21 protein-coding genes are annotated in these 23,651 nt (G+C 46.8%); 7 read left to right on the plus strand and 14 right to left on the minus strand.

From position 1 onward, the window contains the following. Positions 1-242: 242 nt before the first annotated feature. A complete protein-coding gene (locus RID53_RS19080) occupies positions 243-638 on the plus strand; it encodes a four helix bundle protein (protein ID WP_446389585.1) in 396 nt (131 codons plus the stop codon). A gap of 42 nt (positions 639-680) precedes the next feature. Here RID53_RS19080 and RID53_RS19085 read toward each other — a convergent pair whose 3' ends face one another. The 7 genes from RID53_RS19085 to RID53_RS19115 form a co-directional block, all read right to left on the minus strand. Next, a complete protein-coding gene (locus RID53_RS19085; RefSeq protein ID WP_446389586.1) occupies positions 681-3,548 on the minus strand; it encodes a methyl-accepting chemotaxis protein in 2,868 nt (955 codons plus the stop codon). 263 nt (positions 3,549-3,811) lie between these two features. After that, a complete protein-coding gene (locus RID53_RS19090) occupies positions 3,812-4,384 on the minus strand; it encodes a chemotaxis protein CheW (RefSeq protein WP_446389587.1) in 573 nt (190 codons plus the stop codon). Between the two features lie 158 nt (positions 4,385-4,542). After that, entirely contained in the window at positions 4,543-4,908 is a 366-nt protein-coding gene (locus RID53_RS19095; protein ID WP_006104153.1) for a response regulator transcription factor, read from the minus strand. 100 nt (positions 4,909-5,008) lie between these two features. After that, entirely contained in the window at positions 5,009-6,373 is a 1,365-nt protein-coding gene (locus RID53_RS19100; RefSeq protein WP_446389588.1) for a response regulator, read from the minus strand. Between the two features lie 913 nt (positions 6,374-7,286). Then, complete coding sequence (locus tag RID53_RS19105; RefSeq protein ID WP_446389589.1) at positions 7,287-7,907, minus strand: 4Fe-4S single cluster domain-containing protein; 621 nt, start codon at positions 7,905-7,907, stop codon at positions 7,287-7,289. Positions 7,908-8,139: 232 nt separating this feature from the next. Beyond that, the gene (locus tag RID53_RS19110) at positions 8,140-8,940 is read right to left on the minus strand and encodes a radical SAM protein (protein WP_446389590.1); all 801 of its coding nucleotides are present in this window, start codon (positions 8,938-8,940) and stop codon (positions 8,140-8,142) included. A gap of 67 nt (positions 8,941-9,007) precedes the next feature. Then, a complete protein-coding gene (locus tag RID53_RS19115; RefSeq protein WP_446389591.1) occupies positions 9,008-9,568 on the minus strand; it encodes a DUF3122 domain-containing protein in 561 nt (186 codons plus the stop codon). Between the two features lie 313 nt (positions 9,569-9,881). On the opposite strand from RID53_RS19115, the gene infC (RID53_RS19120) reads away from it, so the two are divergent. The 3 genes from infC (RID53_RS19120) (at position 9,882) to RID53_RS19130 (ending at position 13,257) form a co-directional block, all read left to right on the plus strand. Then, positions 9,882-10,373 (plus strand): translation initiation factor IF-3, encoded by a 492-nt coding sequence (infC, locus tag RID53_RS19120; RefSeq protein WP_446389609.1) that lies wholly within the window; start codon positions 9,882-9,884, stop codon positions 10,371-10,373. A gap of 231 nt (positions 10,374-10,604) precedes the next feature. Next, positions 10,605-11,075 (plus strand): translation initiation factor IF-3, encoded by a 471-nt coding sequence (gene infC / locus RID53_RS19125; protein WP_446389610.1) that lies wholly within the window; start codon positions 10,605-10,607, stop codon positions 11,073-11,075. Positions 11,076-11,343: 268 nt separating this feature from the next. Continuing rightward, positions 11,344-13,257: an iron uptake porin gene (locus RID53_RS19130; RefSeq protein WP_446389592.1), complete on the plus strand. Its 1,914-nt coding sequence runs from the start codon at positions 11,344-11,346 to the stop codon at positions 13,255-13,257. A 115-nt stretch (positions 13,258-13,372) separates the two neighbouring features. Here the strand turns inward: RID53_RS19130 and aroF are convergent, their stop codons facing one another. The 6 genes from aroF to RID53_RS19160 all read right to left on the minus strand — a co-directional run bounded on the left by aroF (position 13,373) and on the right by RID53_RS19160 (position 17,484). Then, on the minus strand, positions 13,373-14,431 hold the full coding sequence (gene aroF / locus RID53_RS19135; protein ID WP_446389593.1) for a 3-deoxy-7-phosphoheptulonate synthase: 1,059 nt from the start codon (positions 14,429-14,431) through the stop codon (positions 13,373-13,375). 146 nt (positions 14,432-14,577) lie between these two features. Continuing rightward, positions 14,578-15,054 carry a photosystem II biosynthesis protein gene (locus tag RID53_RS19140; RefSeq protein WP_446389594.1) on the minus strand — a complete coding sequence of 159 codons (477 nt, stop codon included), beginning with the start codon at positions 15,052-15,054 and terminating at the stop codon, positions 14,578-14,580. A gap of 16 nt (positions 15,055-15,070) precedes the next feature. After that, on the minus strand, positions 15,071-15,340 hold the full coding sequence (gene rpsO / locus RID53_RS19145; RefSeq protein ID WP_446389595.1) for a 30S ribosomal protein S15: 270 nt from the start codon (positions 15,338-15,340) through the stop codon (positions 15,071-15,073). 99 nt (positions 15,341-15,439) lie between these two features. Continuing rightward, positions 15,440-15,868 (minus strand): Holliday junction resolvase RuvX, encoded by a 429-nt coding sequence (gene ruvX / locus RID53_RS19150; protein ID WP_446389596.1) that lies wholly within the window; start codon positions 15,866-15,868, stop codon positions 15,440-15,442. Between the two features lie 115 nt (positions 15,869-15,983). Further along, positions 15,984-17,216 carry a GNAT family N-acetyltransferase gene (locus RID53_RS19155; protein ID WP_446389597.1) on the minus strand — a complete coding sequence of 411 codons (1,233 nt, stop codon included), beginning with the start codon at positions 17,214-17,216 and terminating at the stop codon, positions 15,984-15,986. Positions 17,217-17,295: 79 nt separating this feature from the next. After that, positions 17,296-17,484: a hypothetical protein gene (locus RID53_RS19160; RefSeq protein WP_446389598.1), complete on the minus strand. Its 189-nt coding sequence runs from the start codon at positions 17,482-17,484 to the stop codon at positions 17,296-17,298. Positions 17,485-17,592: 108 nt separating this feature from the next. Between RID53_RS19160 and cruF the strand changes: the two genes are divergently transcribed. Both cruF and cruG read left to right on the plus strand, forming a co-directional pair. After that, positions 17,593-18,519, plus strand: a complete 927-nt coding sequence (cruF, locus tag RID53_RS19165) for a gamma-carotene 1'-hydroxylase CruF (protein ID WP_446389599.1) — start codon at positions 17,593-17,595, stop codon at positions 18,517-18,519. Positions 18,520-18,779: 260 nt separating this feature from the next. Then, complete coding sequence (gene cruG / locus RID53_RS19170; RefSeq protein WP_446389600.1) at positions 18,780-19,952, plus strand: 2'-O-glycosyltransferase CruG; 1,173 nt, start codon at positions 18,780-18,782, stop codon at positions 19,950-19,952. A gap of 213 nt (positions 19,953-20,165) precedes the next feature. On the opposite strand, the gene rnhA is transcribed toward cruG, so the two are convergent. Further along, complete coding sequence (gene rnhA / locus RID53_RS19175; protein WP_446389601.1) at positions 20,166-21,071, minus strand: ribonuclease HI; 906 nt, start codon at positions 21,069-21,071, stop codon at positions 20,166-20,168. A 578-nt stretch (positions 21,072-21,649) separates the two neighbouring features. On the opposite strand from rnhA, the gene RID53_RS19180 reads away from it, so the two are divergent. Beyond that, on the plus strand, positions 21,650-23,651 hold a 2,002-nt coding region (locus RID53_RS19180; protein ID WP_446389602.1), incomplete at its 3' end, for a DNA polymerase III subunit gamma/tau.

Here is a 23,651-nt window from a genome sequence, read left to right on the forward strand (position 1 = left end):
GTCCTTGGTCATTAGTCTTTGGTCATTCGTCCTTTGTGCTTGGTCACAGTTTCTTGATTGAGTGGAAACTGCTATCCTTAGCTAAGCTGTTCGGCATTTAAACCATAATGTCAAGAATTGCGAAATCCTTGCCGTAGTAGTGCGAGCATCTTGCTCGCTACATTGAGCATCTTGCTCGCTACCCATTCCCAATTTAAATGCGTGACAGCTTAGAGCATAGTTTTATTAGCGAGGGTGTAAAGATGTCCAGTAAGAGATTCCAAGATTTACAGGTTTACCAGTTGGCAGAACGATTAGCTAATGAAATCTGGACAATTGTGAACGACTGGAATGGTTTTACTAGAGATACCGTAGGTAAACAGATTGTTCGTTCAGCGGATAGCATTGGTGCCAACATAGCAGAGGGAGTAGGGCGAGGAAGTTTTCAAGACAATCGGCGATTTATTCGGATCGCTAGAGGCTCTTTGAATGAAACTCAACACTGGCTAAGACAAGCGTACATTCGCCATCTATTAACTGATGAACAAGTAGATACACTTAAATCAATCATTGATGAACTCGCCCCAAAACTCAATGCCTACCTAAAATCAATTGGTGATCACCCTAGTTCCAATCAACAAATGACAAATGACAAATGACGAATGACGAATGACGAATGACGAATGACGAATGACGAATGACTAATTCAATTTAAACTGACCCACTTCTGCCTGTAACGCTTGCGCCACTTGTCGGAGTTGTTCAAATGAGTACGATACGTCACTAGCTCCTGTGGATGTTTGAGCCGCAATATTTGCCACTTTTGTCATTGTTTCCGTCACCGATTCAGAGGCTCGTGTCTGAATTAATGTGGCTTCGGTAATCGCTTCAACCAGGTCACTAATCTTGTTGGATACAGAGGTAATCTTGTTCAGAGAAGCACGAGTTTCATCCACGAGTTTTGTACCCATAACCACCTGTTCTGTCCCAGCTTCCATTGCGGTTACCACCTCGTTGGTTTCGGCTTGAATTGCCGCCACCAGCTTTTCAATTTCGCTAGTCGCATCAGCAGACTGTTGAGCCAGCGATCGCACTTCGTCAGCAACCACCGCAAACCCTCGTCCTTCTTCCCCGGCGCGGGCTGCCTCAATGGAGGCGTTGAGCGCCAGCAAGTTGGTTTGGGCGGCAAAGGTGCTAATCAGGTTAACAACCGTGGAAATCTTTTGTGACGATTCACCCAAGTGTTTGACTTTTTTCGCCGTTTCTGCTACCGTTTCGCGAATGGCGAGAATCCCGTCTACAGTACGGTTCATCGCCTGGTCTCCTTCTTGTACCATCTGACCCGCTTCTTGCACCGCCGTTAACGCTTGTTCGGCGTTTGCGGCAACCATTCGCACCGACTGAGCCATTTCCTGGGCGCGGTCAAGGGCGACGGAAATTTCTTCGGCTTGGTGCAGCGCTTCTTCGGCTAGGGATTGTACCGCCACTTCATTACTGCTCGTGGTATCCGCCACTTGACCCGCCGCTGCTTGCACCTGAGTAACAATTTTCCGCAGGTTAGCAACTGTGGCATTATAAGAGTCTGCCACTGTACCGATTTCATCTTCGGTGACTCGTGCGCGAATGGTTAGGTCACCTTTACTAATCGGGTCTACCTCCTTCAGCAGTTCTAAAGCTCGCTGTTGCAACCCTTCTTTCAGTAGCCGCTGTTCTTCCGCCAGGTTTCGGGTTTGGTCAAGTAGGGTGAGTCGGTCAAGGGACAATCGCATCTGATCGGCTAAGCGTTGGAGAAAATCAATGTCCCCAGGTTGCCATTCGTGGGACTTTTGGCAGTGGTGAACGCTAAGTAAGGCAAAGGGTTGACCTTGCGACATCAGTAAAACATCCAGGGTAGACTTAACTTCCAGATGTTCCATAAACTTCAACTGTTCAGGTGCTAACCCGGCGGTGGCAACATTCGTAATTGCCAAAATCCCGTCATCACTGTGAGTCGCTAGCTGTTTTGGTGACAAGGGGGGATATTTGATATTGCTATTGAACGCATGAAACTGACCCCCAGTAACGGATTCAGCCGCAACCTCACCACTACCATCGGGGTTAAGGCGATAGACAATCACCCGGTCAGCTTTATAGATTTTGCGAGCATTGATCACGGCAATGTCGAAAATATCTTGAATCGCTTGGGCGTCAAAGGAACGGACACTGGTAATCTCTGCCAGCAAGTTTGCCTTTTCTGCTGCCAAGGTTTGTTCCTGCACCAGGGTTCCAATCTGTTGAGCCATGTCGTTGATGTTTTCACCCAAGACAGCCATTTCGTCTTCCCCAGCCACGTCTAGACGAGTATCCAAGTTTCCCTGACCAATTTTGGTGACCGCATCGGCTGCACTCACAATCGGACGAGTGGCACGGTTGGCAATGGCGGCGGCTACCGCTGATACGAGTAAAGCGGTGAGTGCTGTACCACTGGCTAGGGCAAGAAGTAACCGTCGCTGCGGTTCAAACGCAATCTTGGTGGGTGTGGCAACCATCGCCGTCCAGGGTAGGTCTTGCACCCCTTCCAATTGTTGTTCAGGAGCGTAGGCTAACAACTCTTGAGCACTTTGAACCGTATCTGTTGTCACTGTACTTCCTGATTTCCCTGCGGTTTTCAATTGCTCAAAATTCACAAACACGTCTGAGGCACTCTTACCCTGCACATCTGGCTGGTTCGATACGAAAATTTCAGCACCGCCCTCAGATAAGTCAAGTAAATAGTATTCGTCACCGCCAAACCCGAAGTTGGAAATCAGGTCATCGAGGGCTTCTACAGGCATACGAGATCGGATCACGCCAATGGTTTTCCCGGTGGCATCTTTTACGGGTGCAGCCGTGTGAATCACAAATTTGCCACTGGATTCAGAGATTGTGGGGTTATCGATATAGGGTCCATCCAGTTTGAGGGCAGCTTGAATGTATTCGCGATCGCTGTGATTCGGTAGAGGATCTCCCTGAGACTGTACAATTACATTGCCCTGGAGATCAAACACAGCAATGCTGTCATAGATTTTGTAGAAATCGACGTAGTTGTCGAGAGTGGCTTGTTTTTGAGCCAGAGTTGTTGAATCAACCAGCTCCGGATCAGTGAGAATTTGCAGACTCGCCAGAATCTGAATATCCCCGTACCGTTCCCGCATGAAACGAACCACCTTATCTTCAATACCTTCAGCACGGGCGATTTTCGCGTTGCCAATTTCTTGAGCAATTGCTCGGTCAGCAAAATAGTAGGCAGTGATTCCGGTTACCAGTACAGGAAGCGTACCAATAATGATTGCTAATGCTGTGGCTTTATTTCGCAGATTCAGCCGTTGCCACCAAGAGGTTGATGACTGTGATTTGGGAATGGTTTGAGTCTTTGCCTTGTATCCTTCCCCATCAAATTCTAGTTGTTTGAAAGCCTTTGGGGTTTGAGTTGAGAGACTGTTATCAGAAAGGGGATAATCATTGAGTACTGAACCATTATCATTGGATGTCAGATTGGAGATAGCACCGTTATTATTTGTGGAGTTTGTATTGGGTGATGTTTGAGTCATGATAGAAACCTCGTCGTTGAACATCAATAGGGTACGAGAGATACTACTCAACTATTCCGCAAGTCAAAAGAAAGCCTTGCGTTTGGTTAAGCAATACCAGATAGTGCTATGAAATTAAGCGAAATTTTTGGGGTTATATTGATCAGCCGTCGTCAATTGGCTGATTTTGAGAAATGTTTGATAGACGCAACTCTTGGTTCAAAGGATCTAGCTAACTTGACACCTCACCAGTTTGACAAATGACAAATGACAAATGACAAAATTTACTGAATTTTGGGCATGGCTTCGGTAATAGCTGTGCCATCGAGAACGGCTAACATCTCACCACTGGATTTCACCCAATATCCCCGCAAAAATGGTGCAAGTTCGGGAGTGACGGGAGCAGAGGGTGGGGATTGAATCCCATCGGGGTTGCACCATTCCATATCTTCGATGCGGTTAACCACAAGTCCTAGAATATGGCTTTTTACCTGAGTAGAGTTGTGCGATGAAGAACGAGTATGTAACACAATTGCTGTGTAGTTGGAAACCCCCGTTATCTGCTGATACCAAGGCGTGAGTCCCACTAAATGTCCGATATCCACCATCCAGAGAATCTCACCCCGCCAGTTATACACACCCATAACCCAAGCGGGTGTATGAGGAATGGGTACAATCTGACCAATGGGAATATGCAACACCTCCGTCAACTGTCTAACTGACAACAAAGCCGTTGTATCGGGTAGCAGATGAAACCGCAAAAACTGTTCTGTGTCGCTAGCTACAGACGCAGGCGATCGCGGCTGGATCTCTATGGATGATGATAAGCGGTTTTGGGTTGATAAAGTGTCAGACATGGTAAGGAACTGTTTTGTTTGTAGTAGGCACTTTAGTACCTTCTGCTTGACTTACCAGCACTAAAGTGCTGACTACGAACTGTTTTGTTTGTAGTAGGCACTTTAGTGCCTTATCCTTGACTTATTAGCACTAAAGTGCTGACTACGAACCGTTTTAATTAGGGGCGAATGAGCTGTTTAACTGTTCGGACAAGCTCATTTTGATCCACGGGTTTAGCCAGGTAAGCATCTGCTCCCTGTTTCATGCCCCAAAATTTATCCATTTCGCCTCCTTTTGTCGAACAAATAACGACAGGAATATTGCTAGTTTCAGCCGCCGTTTTTAATTCACGGCAGACTTCAAAACCACTGCGACCCGGTAGCACGATGTCTAAAATAATCACATCCGGTTTTTGCGTGCTAATTTTAGCCAAAGCCTCTTCGCCACTATGGGCAACTAAGACATTGATACCACCTTGCTGTAAGCAACTGGTAATAATTTGCATATCCGTTGAGGAATCTTCAACAACTAGAGCTGTTCCCATGGTAATTACCTACCTAATGAATACAAACGAATTTGGTCAATGAGAGTTATTGTTAACTTCATTTTTACTCATCCTAAAAGTAAGGATGAACGATGAAGAATCAATAAACACCCTGTTTTATATGTTTATGGAGTACCGTGAGCAAATTCCTGGAATTTAAAGGTTTGCTCAAGAAATCCGAGGCTCCAACAAATTTGGCGTGAAGTCGATCCGCTGCCCCATCTTTTCCAGTTAAAAAGACAATGGGCGTGTTTTGAAAACAGGACAGTTTGCGTAATTGAGTGCAAAGCTCATATCCGTTGACATTTGGCATCACCAGGTCTAAAAAGATTAAATCGGGTTTGCGTACCAAAAGAGTGGGAATGGCTCGCAAGGCATTTTCCACACCAAGAAATCGGTAACCTGCCGCCCCGATTACTTTTTCCATGGTGTGAATCACCCAACGACTGTCATCTACACAAGCCACCAGGGATTGAGTTGAGGTTGCGTTTGCGCTTGTGAGCGGTGTTTTCGGCAGGTTGGCTTTTCCAGAAGTGGGAGTAATACCCGTGGGATAAGCTTTAACCTTCTCTTTCCCTGGCTCTAAGACGCGCCGTGGCAAGACTTGCCGTGGCGAGACGTGCCGTGGCTCGTCTCTACATTTTTCTCGGCTTTCCTGCTTGTCAGCACCAACATTTTCTCTATTCCTTACCGTATTGGAAGTGGGTGCTGGTAAATCGGGAATATCAGTTAGTTCTACCCAGCCTGATTTCAGGTAAGGCATTAACGCTTGAGCAATATCCCCAACATGCCGACGCTGTTTTACGGCTAAGTCACGTAATGTATGGTGTCCGTCGAGTAAGTTAGTTAATGTTTGGTAAACCTCGACGGAACGGTTGTTTCGTAACTGTTCCGGTTGTTTAATAACCGGAGCTTGATTGGGAGAGTAATCCGCAAGCTGGGCATTGTGCCAAGTTTGCCACAACGATTGGACTTGTGCGATCGCTTGATTAATTTCAATCAAAACCAGTTTCGTGGGTAACGAATAATTATGCTGGATTTGATGGGTTACTTGCTTCGCTTGCACGAGATCGAACACAACCTCAGTCAGCACAGCACGAATCATATTGGCGGCTTGTTTGGGAGTGATTCGTCGCTGCTTGACCCATAAACACAATAGCTGATAGTCCCAGCATTTTTTCACATTGATACTGGCTAGATCACTCCGAATTGTGTCAGGATGAGTCAAAATTTGAGGGCAGTGAATGGCTAAATTACGTTGCCACCGTCTCACAGGATGAACTCCTCCTGTGGCATAAAGGATACCGCCTAGGTGTAAAAAAAAGATCCATTGGTGTCCCGTTGGATCGTTCAACACCAGTTCACCGCTAAACTGAAATCGCTGTAAGGTTCTAAGAGACCGAACTTGCTCTAGGGAAGAGAGCGTTGGAGTTGAGATTACAGAGGGAATTTGTCTAGCCGTCATCGGTTTCTTGCTATGACTAAGGGTTTAACAAAAGCCAGAAATGTCTAATAATGTCGGTGTTTTATACCCGCGTTAGACTTCAGTCGCTTTTGAAGGGAACATCACCCTGAAACCTTAGTTAGACAAAGTTTTTTCGTCTAAAAAAGACTATCTTTGCCAACTCTCAGAAGATTTTGAAATTTCTCTATCAGGGAACTAAACAGAAGTGCAATCACTACAGCGCTCTGAGCGATATCAGACCTAGAATTGTAGATGCTGGTCTGATGAATGAACACTCTGTATCCCTACAATTAAGCTTGGATTTCTTCAGCGTTATGCAATGAAGCCGTTGGCGCATTCAGTCATCCAAAACCTTAGAGATTCAAAATTAGTCAATCGCGAGTGGTAGAAGTCCCTACTTGGCTCAACTCTTTTTGGGGAGAATTAAAATGTGCAGTTGGTTGGTTTGGCACGTTTGACTCCTGATCGATCAGAGTTGAGTTTTTTGGCGTTGTCTTACACGTTAGACAACCTGTAATACAGACTAACTTACTTCCGTATATTTGTCTAGAGGACTCGGAGATGAATTGACTATTTCAGGTAATTTTTCGACAAAGCTTTACAAAAGACTCAGTTTCCTAAAGTTCAGATTAGTCCTGAGTCAGAATTGCTTGAGAAATACTAGGTAAATTAACTCAATCTATAATTCCCCTTAACCTTGACCATTGGTTTCAATAGCGGGGCAGACTCAAGGCATTAAAGAAGTAAACTTTTTATCTATTCAAGATATTATTTATAATTCAACAACATTGGAATCTTGAATTATTCTTGCTCGGTGTATTGTTAATATATCTTTACATTAAGCGATAAAAAAATGGGTAAAATTACTGATATAGCAGATGACCAATAACGAAATGTAAACGTTTTCCGAAATCTAGCCTTCGCTTAAATTCATTTGACCTCGAAATCCTGTAACAATGCGACTACCATCTTTAAGGATATGAATCTCCATTTGATCAGAAGCCCAGGTGATTTGGTCTTTTAATGCGGGATTAAATACCCGAACGCGCTGATTTCGAGAGGAGACGGGTGAATCGGGAGAATTAATAGCCAAGGATTCAACAAAGGGACCATCGACTAAAATATCAAGTTGTCCTAATAACTCTTGTGCGCCTGGAGGAGCCTCGGGTGATTGCAGTTCCCCTAACGTAAATCCACTAAAGGACATAACATTTAACCCCGCCGCTTTGAGTTTCTTGGCTAACTGCGCTAGGGCTGGTGCTTGCCAAAAGGGTTCTCCCCCAGAAAAAGTTACGCCTTGATTATGAGGATTGGACAAAATTTTATCCGCTAATTTATCAACAGCAATTAACTGGTTAATTTCAAAAGACCAGGAGGCTGGATTGAAACAGCTTGCACATTCTCGTTGACACCCTTGCACCCAAACAACAGCGCGACAGCCAGGACCGTTTACTTCTGACTCGTCAACGTATCCCATGATATTTAGATATCCAGGAGGAATGTCATTGGTCATTTGTCCTTTGTTATTTGTCATCGATCATTTGTCCTTTGTCACAATGCTTTAACTCAATTGGGGCGGGTTTAGTTACATCTGGGTGAGGTTAGAAACGATAATAGTGAAACCCGCCCCTACACCCTTCAAAACCATGCCCGACTAGCGAAGCGAAGAGTCAACAATCAAAACGTAGTCAGGGCGGGTTTTGAACAAAACCTTATCATTAACAGCGAGACGAAAGTCCCTAAACCCGCCCCTACTCAAAACTTTTTCAACGTGGAGCGCATCGAACAGAGATACTGGTCGCATCTTGTATTTTAGCGGCAAAGGTTTGTAAGACATCCCCACTCACTTGTTTTAATTGTTGTACAGGATAGGGACGTGATTCGGTCGGGGTATGATTACCCCGTCCATCAAGTTGATGGGTTAAGGGTTTAGGGCGGGTGGGAGTGTTGAGTTGAATTTCATCGGGATGTAGCGATCGCACTAACTGCATATAAGTGTCTTGACTGGGCTGATTCGGTAGGGTTAACAGCATTGTTTGTAGTCCTATATGTCCTGAATATCCCTGACGAAACGCCTGGATACCTGTCCAGATTTTCTGCCAATCGAGTTCCATGACAGGACGATTCACACGCCGTAGTTGATCAGAATCCACCGCATCGAGTTTAACTGAGACTTTATCCGCCAGGGATAACGCCGCCTGCACGTCTGGATCACCTAATAGCGTACCATTTGTCAAGACTAAGACAGGTTTGTGAGTCATTTCCTTAACCTGGGCAATAATCTCCGCCAAGTTTAGGGCTAGAGTCGGTTCGCCATTACCACTAAGAGTGACTACATCAACCTCCCAAGGCGCAAAAGCTTGTAAATCTTGGATAATTTTTTCGGTAGGGACAAAAACGTGACGTTGGCGGGTGCGACGTTGAATTTCTCCTAACTGACAATAGACGCAGTTAAATGAACAAGTTGATTGGACTCCAATGGGATCAATACCCAGCGATCGCCCGTAGCGCCAAGATGTCACTGGACCATAAACGGAGGTAAATGTGGCGGTTGATTGAGTGGTCATAATTTTTCCTCCTGTATTAGACGAGGATTCCTCACATCGGTTTTAATCAGGATCTTTCTCAATTATCCTACTCAGTCGCGACCGTTTGCCATTCTAATATGACCACTGAGGGAACTCTCAGACTGGTCGTGCGATCGCCCTTCATGGGTAGAGACAGTGTAACCCCTGTAGCCGTCGGTAATTCGGACAACACGTCCTTGATATTATACTCACCCACATTCGCCCCTGGGGATTGGTCGGCAAACAAATCCTCAGCCTGCAAAACTTTACCTGTATTCGTCATAATCTTTAAAGGTTGGGGGTGAGCAAATTCTGCCATCCCAGGAAAACCAACCAAACGCAGGTTAATGTCTTTAGCTTCACCTGCTTTCACCCGTTTGAATAATACAACTTGCCAAGATTGACCCGTTTCATCTTGCAAGGTATGGCGGGATTGATACAGCATTTGTCCGGGGGCTTCTTCGATTTGGCGGATAGAAGCGACGGCTGAGGGAGGGGTGAGGCTTCCCCAACCGATAACCATCAGCAGGACAAATGCACCTAGTAACAGTAGCCTCGATAGCCATCGCCGTAACCCACACCAGATAAGGATTGTGGAGTTTGAGTTTTGAATTTTTGATTGTGCCATTTTTGATTTGTTCAACCTTTTGATTTCGTTCGTTGATTTAATCTATTATTTGAGTATATATCCAATTAGCGATTAAACAAAGAAGGCAGGGGAAATTATTATGCCCATTTCCTGCAAATAGGGTATTTCAGCCTGACACAACTTCATCGTTCATCGTTGGTTGTTGGTAGGTAGCTTCCGAAGCTGGATCAAGGTTCGGAGGAATGTCCCGGTTTTAACGAAGCGTAACCGAGAGAGGTTTCAATTCCTCAGGGTTGCGCTATCCTAAAGAGGAGTTAGCCTGTAAGATATTAAGTTCTAGGAGGAATGTATTATAGCTAACAAAGACAAGCAACGAATCAACCGTCAGATCAAGTCTCCTCAGGTTCTGTTGATTGATCATGAGAATAACAATCGCGGTTTGACGGATACTCGTGAGGCTCTCCAACTGGCGAAAGAGGTGGGTTTAGATTTGGTGGTCGTCTCTGAGCGTAAAGATGCTCCCGTGGCAAAAATTTTAGACTACGGGAAACATCAGTACCAACAGAAGAAGCGCCAGCGCCAGAGTTCTAAACCGACACTTAAGGAAGTGAAACTGCGTCCCAATGTAGGCGAGTCTGATTACAGCTTACGCATCAATCGAGCTGTTGAATGGTTGAACAAAGGCGATTCTGTAAAGTTTCAGGTGCGTCTGCGGGGACGGGAACATCAACATCGCGATCGCGCTACAGAACTGCTGGAGCGCGTGGTGTCTGATCTGGGTGAAGTTGGCAAAGTTCAGTCTTTTGATCGACGAGCATTGGTTGTTCAGATCGTTCCATCCTAGCTTTAACCCAAGCTGGTTGGTGAGATGAGTGCTTAATAAGCGTGGCATTCATCCCAGATTAGTGTTAGGGTGTAGAAAACGTTCCTACTATCTGCTAATGTCTAATCGCCCCTAACCTATCTCAAACCTTAGCGGGATATGGTGTGATCAGCATTGGGTTAATCTAATAAAGGTGAGCTAGTGGGATGTTGAACTTAGGAGGAAAGTCTCATCGCTAAGAAACAGAAACAACTGATTAACCATAAAATCAAATCACCTCAGGTTTTGTTGATTGACCATGAAAACAACAATCGTGGCTTGACCGATACCCGTGAGGCACTACAAGTCGCTAAAGATGCGGGTCTGGATCTAGTCGTCGTCTCTCAACGTAAAGACGCCCCTGTGGCAAAAGTTTTAGACTACGGGAAACATCAATATCAGCAGAAAAAGCGCCAACGCCAGAGTTCCAAACCAACACTTAAGGAAGTCAAGTTACGTCCCAATGTGGGTGACTCCGATTACGGCTTACGCATCAAAAGAGCGCTTAAGTGGTTGGATAAAGGTAATTTAGTCAAGTTTCAGGTGCGTCTGAGAGGACGAGAACATCAGCATCGCGATCGCGCCAGGGAACTACTAGAGCGTGTGATTGATGACCTCGGCGAAGCGGGGAAAGTCCAGTCTTTTGATAAGCGATCGCTGATTGTTCAGGTGGCTCCCGCCTAGATTAGCTTTTCGCTCAGGGATCACTGAGATTATCTGTTGGTAGCTGTTTGGGATAAACCAGGCAGCTTTCTGCTATGTAATATTTTATCTTTACTTTAGCCCATAGCCTTGTTGTTCTATACAGTGCTAGTTCAACACAACGGCAAAATTAATCACCAAATGAAGCTGTGATCAACCTTTGCTCTTTTATACTAGACATAGTAAGACTTTACAGGGTTGGGTTCAGGCAAACCAACAAGGATCTGACATTTTGTGTGAGGAACTAATCGTGAATCAACATCACCTAAGATTTTGGGGGAAAATAGGTCTATTGTGCCTAATTGCTGGTGCTATTCCTTGGGATGCCAATCCTGCTATTGCCCAGACAACTGAGTTAGAATCTACGATTCCAGAGGAAGCTACTCATCCGATTAATACTCTCCACGTTGGACTTAGCGATCGCACGCCTCTATCCGCGACACCTCTGAATCAGGCTGGGACAACCGATCAACCGACTCATTTACAAATAGCACAAGAGGTAGAGGATAATAACGCCCCAGTTACCTCTGTCTCAGATATGTTAGAACGCCTCGATTCAGAGTCATCCCCGATGGGACAAGTTACCTCAGTCTCCCAACTCTCCGATGTCTCTCCCGGAGACTGGGCGTATGAAGCCCTGAGAAGCTTAGTTGAACGGTATGGTTGCATTGCGGGTTATCCTGATGGCACGTTTCGGGGGAACCGCGCCCTGACTCGCTACGAGTTTGCGGCTGGGTTAAATGCTTGTTTGCAACAAATTGAACGGTTAATTGTGGGGACAGGAGTTGATGACAGTGAGTTAGTCACATTACGGCGACTGATTGAGGAATTTGAAGCTGAACTCGCTACCCTGGGCGCAAGAGTTGATAATTTAGAAGGACGAGTCGCCTTTTTAGAAGATAACCAGTTTTCTACAACCACCAAATTAAATGGTGAAGTCATTTTCTCACTCATTGGTGCAACCAGTGATGAGGAAGATGCCAATATTATTCTGGCTGACCGAGTGCGCTTGAATCTGAATACCAGTTTTACGGGTCAAGATTTACTGATTACGGGGTTACAAGCGTATAACTTTGGTGGCGATATCACCGGGGCGGGTAGCGTTCAAGGGGCATTATTTCCTGGACGAGATGCTTTTTTAAGTGAAGGGTCAACAAAACTCAGTGTTGAACCCCAGTTTCCGGAATTTAACCCCCAAGACTTGAGCGAGAGTGCGGGGTCTAATGATGTTGAACTCTACAAACTCCTCTATATTTTCCCATCTGGCATCAACAATTTAACCCTATTTGCTGGAACAGCCGCAGAAGCCTCCGATGCATTTCCCGCCATTATTCCTTTTTCCAGTGAAGGACAAGGGGCGATTTCGCGATTTGCCACATTAAATCCGGTTGTACGAGTGTCTGGGGGAACCTCGCAAACGGGTTTAGCCTCAGCTGCGGGGTTTATTTGGGGTATTTCCGATGCAATTGATCTGCGGGCGTTATACGGTAGCGTCAATGCGGCGATTCCGGAACAAGGGGACAATAATATCTTGGGGTCAGGGTTCTTTGGAGGGAGTACCGTCGCCTCAGCCCAGCTTACGGTTAAACCCAGTTCTCAATTTGATATTGGTCTGAACTATGCTTATAGTTACCATGACCTGAATATTATGGGTCTAGGATTAACTCGATTCTCCTCCAATCCACTGAATATTCCTGGACGCACGGTTGATGATGAGGGTAATCCTATCGTTGGCGGGATATTAGATACACCCGTTCACGTTAATTCCTTAGGTGCGACTGTAACCTGGCGTATTTCTCCGAAAATTTCGCTGACGGGTTACGGTGCTTATTTCTTTGTTGATGCTGTCGCTGGTGCAGATGCATCATCTGATTTCACGACTTGGATGGCGGGGTTACATTTCCAAGATTTATTTAAAGAAGGAAATACGGCGGGTCTAATTTTTGGACAACCGTTGCATCGGGTAGAAGCAGATGGCGAAGCCGATTTGACAGAACCGGGTGTTGACCGAGAAACCCCCTACCATCTAGAGGCGTTTTACAACTTTAAGGTTAGTGATAACGTCAGTATTACACCAGGAGCATTTGTTCTGTTTAACCCAGAAAGCGATGGGAATAACGATACCGCTTTAGTCGGTGTACTGCGAACTACATTTACCTTCTAGTCGTTGACCCAACCTTGGGTTTCAACCCATAGCTACAATGCAACTACGAACTCCTCAAAAGAACAAGGACACGGCATTGCCGTGTCCCTACGATATCACTGATGTTCTAGATTAATTACGCGATCGCCATAGCGGGTTCGTGCCAACGCCCAACGGCTTTACCAATCACTGCCATTTCTTGGACTAAGCTATCAAAGCTATCCGGTGTCAGGGATTGGGGTCCATCGGATAACGCTTTAGCTGGATTAGGATGAACTTCAATCATCAACGAATCCGTTCCGGCTGCGATCGCGGCTTTTGCCATTGAGGGTACATACTCAAACCAACCCGTACCGTGGCTGGGATCAATCATGATCGGCAAATGGGTGAGCGATCGCAATACAGGTAAAACCGATAGATCCAGTGTATTCCGGGCATATTTCCGGTCAAACCCCCGGACACCCCGTTCACACAGAATCACATTGGGATTTCCCCCCGCTAATACATACTCCGCCGCCATTAACCATTCATCAATGGTTGCCGACATTCCCCGCTTCAACAACACTGGTTTATCCTGTGCGCCTACTTTTTTCAACAGGGAGAAATTCTGCATATTGCGGGCACCGACTTGCAGTACATCGGCTACTTCGGCAATTTTCTCCACATCGGCTGTATCCATGACTTCGGTAATGATCCCCAAACCCGAAGCCTCCCGTGCGGCGGCGAGTAAGCCTAAGGCACTTTCTCCATGACCTTGAAAGGAATAGGGCGACGTCCGAGGCTTATAAGCACCTCCCCGCAAAAATTTAGCGCCCGCCGCTTTTACCCGACGCGCCGTTTCCACAATCATCTCTTCGTTTTCTACCGAACAGGGACCGGCTACCAGCACCACTGGATGATGTTCCCCAAAGTAAACAGGTCCATCGGGTGTTGATACCACAACCTCGCCAGCTTCCCAGTTACGATACTCACGGCTTGCTCGTTTAAAGGGTTTCTCAACCCGCAGCACTTCTTCTATCCAGGGGCTAATTTCCTGAATTTGCAGCGGATCTAAAGCCGCCGTTTCACCGACTAGACCGATAACAACCTTGTGTTTACCCACAATCGGTTCTGGTGTTAGACCCTGTTCGCTGAGTTCCTGACTAATGCGATCGATTTCGGCTTCTGGAGAGCCGACTTTCATGACTACAATCATAAGTTTTAAGGTTTAAGTTTTCAATTGAAGAAGAGGACAAGTTTTGACCCTTCGCTTCGCTAGTCGGGTATGGCGGATGAGTTTTGAGGTTTGACCCTCTGCTCCTCTGATCGCCCTGCTCCCTCTGCTTCCTAGCAATGAAAGAGCTAACTTTTTTTAGCCTCTCTCGCCTCACGCCATGCTGATGTGAGTCGTCCTAGATTGGTTGTGAATTCCTGCCAACCCAGTAACGTTCCTGGACTGTCTTCCTCCCAGGATGCTGAAAGAACACCATAGGTTAATCCCAAAACGCCTAAGCCAAAACATCCCATACTCACCAGCACCACGGCGACATTGGGTAACTCGACCTCTAGATTGACCACCAGAAGATAGCTAACCACAAAGGAAAGCATTCCCAACGCTGTCGGAATACCGCAAAGTAATGCCATACGCCGCACCATACGCTTACTCACCTGATCAGGAATAGTCATCGACTCAGGAGTAGAAGCCTTTGGTTGATCCGGTTTGGCTGGGGATTTCGCCTTAGCTTTATTCGCTACAGGTTTAGCCTGTGATTTCGACTTTTTTTTTCGCTTTTGGTTCGGCTCAAAAGGTAAAGGGTTGCGGGAGGGTTCGTCAGACATAAGCTTTAGTCGGTGTTTATCCGCGAATACCTAAGCGCTTAATCAAGGCTTGGTAATGTTCAGGATTGCCTTGACGCACATAACTGAGTAAACGTTTGCGCTGACCAATCATCTTTAAGAGTCCCCGACGGGAGGCATGATCCTTTTTATTGGCTTGCAGATGTTTACTCAAGCGACTAATGCGATCGCTGAGCATGGCGATTTGCACATCTGCCGAACCTGTATCGGTGTCGTGAATCTGATAGCTGTCAATAATTTCTTGTTTGCGTTCTTGGGTTAAAGCCATGGATAAATGTTCATTGGTATAATCCAGCAGTTTTTGATCATATCATTTTTCATGATTCATGGTATTCGCTCGTCGAGACGCCAGCTAGATGGTTCATAATTAACGGCTTGAGCGACGAGTGTCCAGCCACTGCTGGAGTATAATAGCTGCGGCTTTGCGGTCGATCAGAGCTTTATGGCGAGAGGGCGATCGCTTCTCAGCATGAAGTAACTGTTCGGCTTCAAAAGACGTTAACCGCTCATCCACATATTCTACGGGTAATTGTAGGGCAGCGCTCAAGCGACGGGCATATTTTTGTACCTGTCGCGCCTGGAATCCCAGCGTCCCGTTCATCGAATAGGGTAATCCAACCACCAGAATTTGAACTTCGCGTTGTTCGACGAGTTCTCGAAACTGGGATACATCCTGCTCAAAAGATGTCCGCTTGATTGTGGTTAAACCTGTAGCAATTAAGCCAGTACCATCGCATCCGGCGACACCAATTCGCTTACTGCCAACATCCAAGCCCAAGGCTGAGATTTTCTGCATCACATAAGTAGGTGGACACCATTAAAGTTAAAGGTGGAGATCGTCATTTGTCATTTGTCATTTGTCATTTGTCATTTGTCATTTGTCATCCGTCATTCCACAACTCAAACCTCCCCTACTCAGCATCTGTCGAGTTGGCTGGCGGTGGAATATCCTTCTGTTTCGATGAAGAATTGGCTCCATTTGTTTTAGAAGCGGCGTTAGGTTGTTGGGAGAGGGATTCCCACCAGGACATACGGCTGGGGATGGGAGTACGGGCTGGCTGGAGTCCCTGAAGCACTTCTGATAACTGTAACCCTTCTAATTTCTTGGCTTCCCGGATTTTATGCCACACTGAACGAGACATAAGCAGAGTATGCTCGATTCTCTGAGCATCTAACTGTTCCAGGTAGTCTTCTCGTTCCGGTTGATAGTCGGCTGAAGCCAGATGCAAAGACTGGGCAGGATATTGTTGGGTAATCCGCGCCATTTGTGAGAATAACTCTGGATACAGACAAGTGTAGGCAGGGTGAACAGTGAGCTGGGCTTCGTGCGCTCGACTCCCATCTCGGCAAAGGGTGAGTTGAAAATAACCAATAGCTGCTTTGCGCTGGGATTCAAACACATAAGCATTGATCACTTCAGTACGATTGAACCACTGCTGTAGCGTCGAGACTAGCGATCGCATAAATCCTGTTTTAAAATCCTCGATATGACGGTCAAACACTTGACGCACTAACGGAGGCATGGACGCCGTATCTAGCTGATACAATAGTTGAGCATCAGCATTGCTCACCGGGAGCAAGTTGGGTAAATCAGGTTCGCGATCGCCTAGTTTAGCTAAGGTTTGCTCAGAAATTGACCAATATGTCAATTGCGCTAGAGGTTGAAATCCATTACGCCGATACAGTGCCAGGGTATCTTTATTGTGGATATTGACTTCTAGTAACCAGGTGCGAGCTTCCCAGATAGTCTCGAAGCAATGGCGCAAGAGTGCCGAGCCAGTTTCAAGTTTGGCGGGTTTATTAATGGATTCAGGAGACGGATCGGGAGCAACTAACACCTGTTCCACGCGCCAAGTACTGCGAGTCCGATTAAAGGGCGACACTTTAATTAATCCTCGCAGCCGCTGAAATTGTTCAGCGACATAGAAACAAAAATCATACTGGCAAGGATTCGGAAACCAATTCAAAACCATCAGCAGCCCATACCAGCGTCGAACTTGCTGAAGTTGGCGAATGAAGGTTAACGAGCAGCTATTACACTCCGTATCTGTGGCTTGAGTCGTAAGCTGCTCAATTCTCTCCAAATCGCCGTATTGAATGGGGCGAATGACAGTCTTCGCGTTTTCCGGAACAGGTGAAGTCATGTTGAGTAAAGATGCTAGGAAGCCAACAGCAGACAAGACCAAGTTTTTTGCACTGTAGTATACAGCGACAAGATTCAAGTTACTGTCCTGCCAATATATTAACGATTTTCCCTGTCTGTTCATCGGGAACAGGGAATAGGGAACAGGGAACAGGGAACAGGAAGCGTTTTGAGTTAACTTCCCCATCTTCCCCATCTCCCCCATCTCCCCCATCTCCCTCATAATCACTAGGGACTTTTTTCGTAAACATTTGTAAACTATAAATCATTGATGCTTGTATACTCGCAAACAACCATTGCCTTGCCGCATCTGAATCGGAATGCTGCGTCTTGCCGCTAGAACAAGTCTGGGGTTTTCACCATTTTAGGAGTTTTTCATGAACCAACTGATCAAAATTGAGCGCTCTTTGTTGATAGGTCATATCGGGGCTATGGCATTTGGACTAGCAGGGCTACTGCTGGTGTTGCCTCACCCCGAATGGATTATGAGTTTACCACCACAGGGACAAACCCTATTTCAATGGTCAATGGCTGGGGGTGGAGTCGTCTACATTATTTTAGGAGCAGCAGCCGTTGCAATTTATGCCTACCGAACTCTGGGACTGTGGCAATGGTTAACGTTCATGGTTCCTGCTATTGTCATTTCCTTGACCAGTGAACTCCTGGGAACGAGTACAGGTTTCCCCTTTGGACATTATGGTTACTTAAGTGGCTTAGGCTATAAAATTGGGGGACTTGTGCCGTTTACGATTCCCTTATCCTGGTTTTATTTAGGATTGGTGTCTTATCTATTGGCTCGTGTGGGGTTAGAGAGAAGAGTGGCGACGAATCAATCACTGAGTTGGTGGCGTCACTTGAGTGCGATCGCGATCGGTGCTGTCTTACTCACCTCCTGGGACTTTGTACTTGATCCCGCCATGAGCCAAGCCTCTGTCCCCTTCTGGTTATGGGAGCAACCGGGTGCCTTTTTTGGGATGCCGTATCAAAATTTTGCGGGTTGGTTAGGAACAGGTGCTGTCTTTATGGCTGTCGCGGCTTTATTTTGGCAGAAAACGCCAATGGCATTGTCTAGACGCCAATTGGGATTGCCCTTAGCCGTTTACCTGAGCAACTTTGTCTTTGCGGCTGTGATGAGTATCGGTGCCCAAATATGGGTTCCTATTGGCTTAGGGATCGTGTTAGGCGTTATTCCCGCTGTAGTATTGTGGCGGATGGCAACGACTACACCCACATCTAACACCCTCGAACAAGGACAACGCGATCGCACTCTAGAGGCGAAAGTGCCTGTGGCATCTATTAAGTAATTTGTCATTCGTCCTTTGTCATTCGTCATTTGTCCTACTCGCGAAGCGCCAAGCAAGTAAAGTCGGGGCGGGTGTAGGGTGCGTTAGCGTTCGCGAAGCGTTCCCGTTCGCGCAGCGTTCCCGAAGGGTAGGGTAGCGTAACGCACCATTATCCAACGATAGTAGTGAAACCCGCCCCTACACAATTTCCCCCAGCTTCCCCATATTCCCCTGCTCCCGATAACTGATAACTGATAACTCCCCCTGCTCTCCTGCGTAGAATGGTAGTTGCCCTAATCCTATTACTGATCCAGATTCCCGCTACTTTAATCCTGCTGTCGCGCCTGCTGAAAGGTCCAGGGCGTCGTTCTCCCATAGAAGCCAAGTCCCCTACCCCCGATCAGGTGGGGGCGGTTAGTATTGTGGTTCCGACTCTCAATGAACGAGAACGCCTCAATCCTTGTCTGATGGGATTAAGTCAGCAGAGTTACGAAGTACGCGAAATTATTGTAGTGGATAGTCACTCTACCGATGGCACACGGGAGTTAGTCAAAGATGCCCAAATCAAAGATCCGCGATTTCGGCTGATGACCGATGACCCATTGCCACCGGATTGGGTAGGACGCCCTTGGGCGTTGCATCAGGGCTATTTGCACAGTTGTCCCGATAGTCAGTGGATTTTGGGCGTTGATGCGGATACCCAACCGCAACCTGGATTGGTGGCGGGGTTAATTGATATTGCTGAAACTTCAGGGTTTGACCTGGTATCTCTGTCACCGCGATTTATTCTCAAGTATCCGGGGGAATGGTGGCTACAACCAGCGTTGCTGATGACGTTAGTCTATCGATTTGGTCCGACTGGGATTACCAGTAATTCCGCCGAACGGGTGATGGCAAATGGGCAGTGTTTTTTGTGTCGCCGACAGGTTTTAAGCCAACTCGATGGGTATAGCAGTGCCAAGGGTTCATTTTGTGATGATGTGACACTAGCCCGGTATGCCGCTAGCCAGGGATTTAAGGTGGGGTTTTTGGATGGTGCTAATGTGCTGAAAGTCCGTATGTATGAAGGCGCTTGGGCGACTTGGCAGGAGTGGGGGCGATCGCTAGATTTGAAAGATGCTTCTAGCCCAGGTCAACTCTGGAGTGATGTGTGGCTACTGTTGAGTACCCAGGCATTGCCTCTACCCGTGTCTTTAGTGGTTCTGGTGAGTTTGAGCTTCGGCATATCTTCACCCGTCCTCATGACTGTCCTAGGGTTAAATCTAGGGTTATTGGTAATGCGCTGGGCATTAGTGGGCGCGATCGCCCGTTCTTATGATTTCACTCCATCCTCATCCCCCGCCGCTTGGCTATTTTGGCTTTCACCTCTGGCTGATCCCTTAGCTGTGCTGCGGATTTTCTTGTCCGCTAGGCAAAGACCAAAACAGTGGCGGGGGCGGATTTATAGCAGTTAGAGATGGGAAATGGGGGTGCAGAAGGGCAGAGGGGCAGAGAAGACAAGGCTGATGGGGATGCTTCGCTTTTGTTTCATGGGAGAAGGGGAACTGGATTCTCTTGCTCCCCTCTCCCCGGCGTGGGAGAGGGGCTGGGGGTGAGGGGTTGAGCTTAAGTTGACACGAAAGTCCCCAAACCCGCCCCTACACACTCAACATTTCCCCAATCCCTAATCACTCTTCATCACCCGACTTAACTTGGTCTACTCGTTCTAATTGCCAGAGAATCTGGTTGCCTTCACGCCGCACTCGCGAGACAATCCAGTTGCGCCAGGGCCAATGATCTCCTCGACTGGTAACGGCACTGGCATTGATATCCATTAAATCAGCTAGTTCAGAACTACTAATCAGATAGCCCTCACTGGCGATTTCATCAGCAATGCGTAGGGTCTCGATTAAGTTTCCCAGTTGGGCAACTCTAACTTCGCGGGGTAACTCGTCATTGGAATTGTTTGGTGAATCCGGTATTTCTATCATGGGTGTTTCTGATGTAGGAAGGCTCGATGGTACATCTTTGTAAACTACATCAAAAGGGGTCTTTTCATCTGATACCCCTGTTACGGGTGTCTCCTGGGGTAAGGTGGGAGAGGTGGAATTCTTTACTTCGACCAGTTGTGTTAGTCTAGGGGATTTACCGTTGGCAAAGGCATTGGCAATTTGATCACAACGCTCGTTGCCTTGGTTGCCACTGTGTCCCCGTACATACTGCCAAGTGACTAGGGGAGAATTGACCGCATCGAGTTTTTCCCATAAATCTTGATTTAAAACGGCTTTTCCCTGAGAGGTTTTCCAGCCTTTCTTTTTCCAGCCCTTAATCCATTTGGTAATGCCGTTCTTGACGTATTCACTATCGGTATAGAGGGTAATCGGCTGAGTTTGTCCAGATCCCTGAACCAGGATCAGGGCTTCAATCGCGGCTAAGAGTTCCATACGGTTATTGGTGGTTTTTGCCGTAGCCCCCCCTATTTCATGCACAGAACCATCGGTAAAATACACAACCGTACCCCAGCCACCGGGTCCGGGATTGCCACTACAGGCTCCATCTGTATAAACACTTTTGATTTGACGAGTGACAGGCATTGTTTTGGTTTATCAATAGACTCCTAACTGGTTGTAGCAGAGTTCGTACCCCATCAGCACGACGGGTGCTTAAGGGGGAGCTGGGGAAATGTAGAGACGTGCCATGGCACGTCTGGGAGCTGGGGGAGAGAAAGTGATCAAGTCCGTATGACTGTGTAGGGGCGGGTTTTACCCATAACGTTTCGGATCAAACCAGTACCTGAACTAAACCCGCCCTGGCTGATCCTTCGTTTCGCTCAAGGACATGGTTTTGAGTTACGATCTCAAGTGACTATGATTGATAGTACAATTGTTCATCTCATTGGGGAACAGGTGATTGGGAATTGGAGATTGGGATTGGGGAAGTTTTGACCCTTCGCTTTGCTAGTACAAGAAGGCAGAAGTCCGAAGGCAGATGGCAGAAGGCTATAAGGAACATAAGGTAGCTGCTTTTAAGGAGCTTGTTAACTGGTTAGTATTTGAAGCCGCGCTGCACTAGTCGGGCATGGTGCGTGAGTTAACTCCCTCATCTTCCCTATCTCCCTCATCTTCCCTATCTCCCTCATCTTCCCCTTGTCTCCCTTACATCCTGAAGCCTCGTGAGTTACGAACCCCTCCATCACAAATATCGCCCTCAGACGTTTGCCGATTTGGTTGGTCAAGAAGCGATCGCGCAAACCCTCACGAATGCTATTCGTCAAGAGAAAGTTGCCCCAGCTTATTTGTTCTGTGGTCCCAGAGGTACGGGAAAAACCTCGTCAGCGCGGATTTTAGCCAAGTCCCTTAACTGTCTGACTACCGATAAGCCAACGCCTCAACCTTGCGGTACTTGTGACGTTTGTCGCACGATCGCTCAAGGAACCGCCCTGGATATCACCGAAATTGACGCGGCGAGTAATACGGGTGTTGATAATATTCGGGAAATCATCGAACGCGCCCAGTTTGCCCCCGTTCAATGTCGCTACAAGGTGTATGTGGTGGATGAGTGTCACATGCTCAGTAGTGCGGCGTTCAATGCATTACTCAAAACCCTAGAAGAACCCCCTAAACATGTTGTTTTTGTCTTAGCCACCACCGATCCTCAACGAGTTTTACCCACAATTATTTCTCGCTGTCAACGGTTTGATTTTCGTCGCATTCCCTTAGCGGCAATGGTCAAGCATCTTCAAGACATTGCCACCCAAGAAAGCATTAATATTACAACAGAAGCGATTACCTTAGTCGCACAAGTGGCACAAGGGGGATTACGAGATGCTGAAAGTCTGCTGGATCAACTCAGCTTGTTAGCCGGAGAAATAACCGTTGAGTGTATCTGGGATTTAGTTGGGGCAGTACCCGAACGAGACTTATTAGCACTGAGCCAAGCGATCACGGATAATAATGCTCAAGCCGTTCTCGACTGTTGCCGCAATTTAATGGATCGGGGACGAGAACCCTTAGTTGTGCTGCAAAATTTAGCCGGATTTTATCGAGATTTACTGATAGCTAAAACCGCACCCAGTCGTCAAGATTTAGTCGCTGTTACACCGCCAACCTGGAAACAGTTAGGCGAGTTGGCTCAATCGATGGATACGACGGATATTTTACAGGGACAACAACATTTAAAAAGTAGTGAAGTCCAGGTAAAAAATACAACCCAACCGCGCCTCTGGTTAGAAGTCACCCTGTTAGGCTTATTACCCGAAGCATTGCGCGTAGAATCGGCAAGTAATCAGACGCGATCGCATTCCCAAACGAGTCAACCTAGAACCCCCCAGCCATCAGAACCTCAACGCCGTTCTCAACCTCCCTCTCCCCCCCCTGCGGCTGCACCTCAAGCGCCAACCCCTCAACCCACTGCCTCAACCCCTGAGACTCAATCACCCCCGCCAGTCCCATCCTCGCCATCCTCTGTGCCACCTGCTCATCAGGAAACCGTACCTGCCGTTCCTGTTGCAGAACAATCGGCGGATCACGAACAAATTTGGCAAAATATTCTTGACAATTTAGGACAAAATAGTGTCAAAGCATTATTAGGTCAGCATTGTAATTTATTTAGTTTTGATGGAACCGTAGCGCAGATCGGAATTACGTCTAAACCACTGTTGAAACTAGCACAAGATAAACTGCCCAATATTCAAGCTGCTTTTCAAAGGGTTTATCAGAAAGACATCAAAGTCATGTTCAAAGTTCTTGGAACCACATCGGCTAAACCCGCAGCGACAAATCGGGAACCTGTTACACCATCGCCGTCTAAATCGCCGTCACCTGTAGAAGAGGAAGACGATCAGGATCATAGAAAAACTCAAGGAACTGTTATTCCTCAACCGGAACGTCAAATAGTCCAACCGACTGAAACTTCGTCTAATCAGGCGCAGGAAACTCGCTCCGTTTCTCTACCTCAATCTTCGATATCAGAACCTATAGATACTGGAGACTGGGATGAGGAGAAAATTAAAGATGCTGTAACTGCCCTAGAGAAATTTTTTGGTGGTAATGTGATTAATCTAGAGGATGAATTGAATCTGCCTACATTGGAGATAAGAACATCCACAGAGGTAACCAAGCCAACCATACCTTCGCTTCAATCCCAGTCGTTTAATGAGACAGATTCAATCACCA

Origin of the sequence: Coleofasciculus sp. B1-GNL1-01, assembly GCF_040220235.1 — a bacterium.
GTDB lineage: Bacteria > Cyanobacteriota > Cyanobacteriia > Cyanobacteriales > Coleofasciculaceae > Coleofasciculus.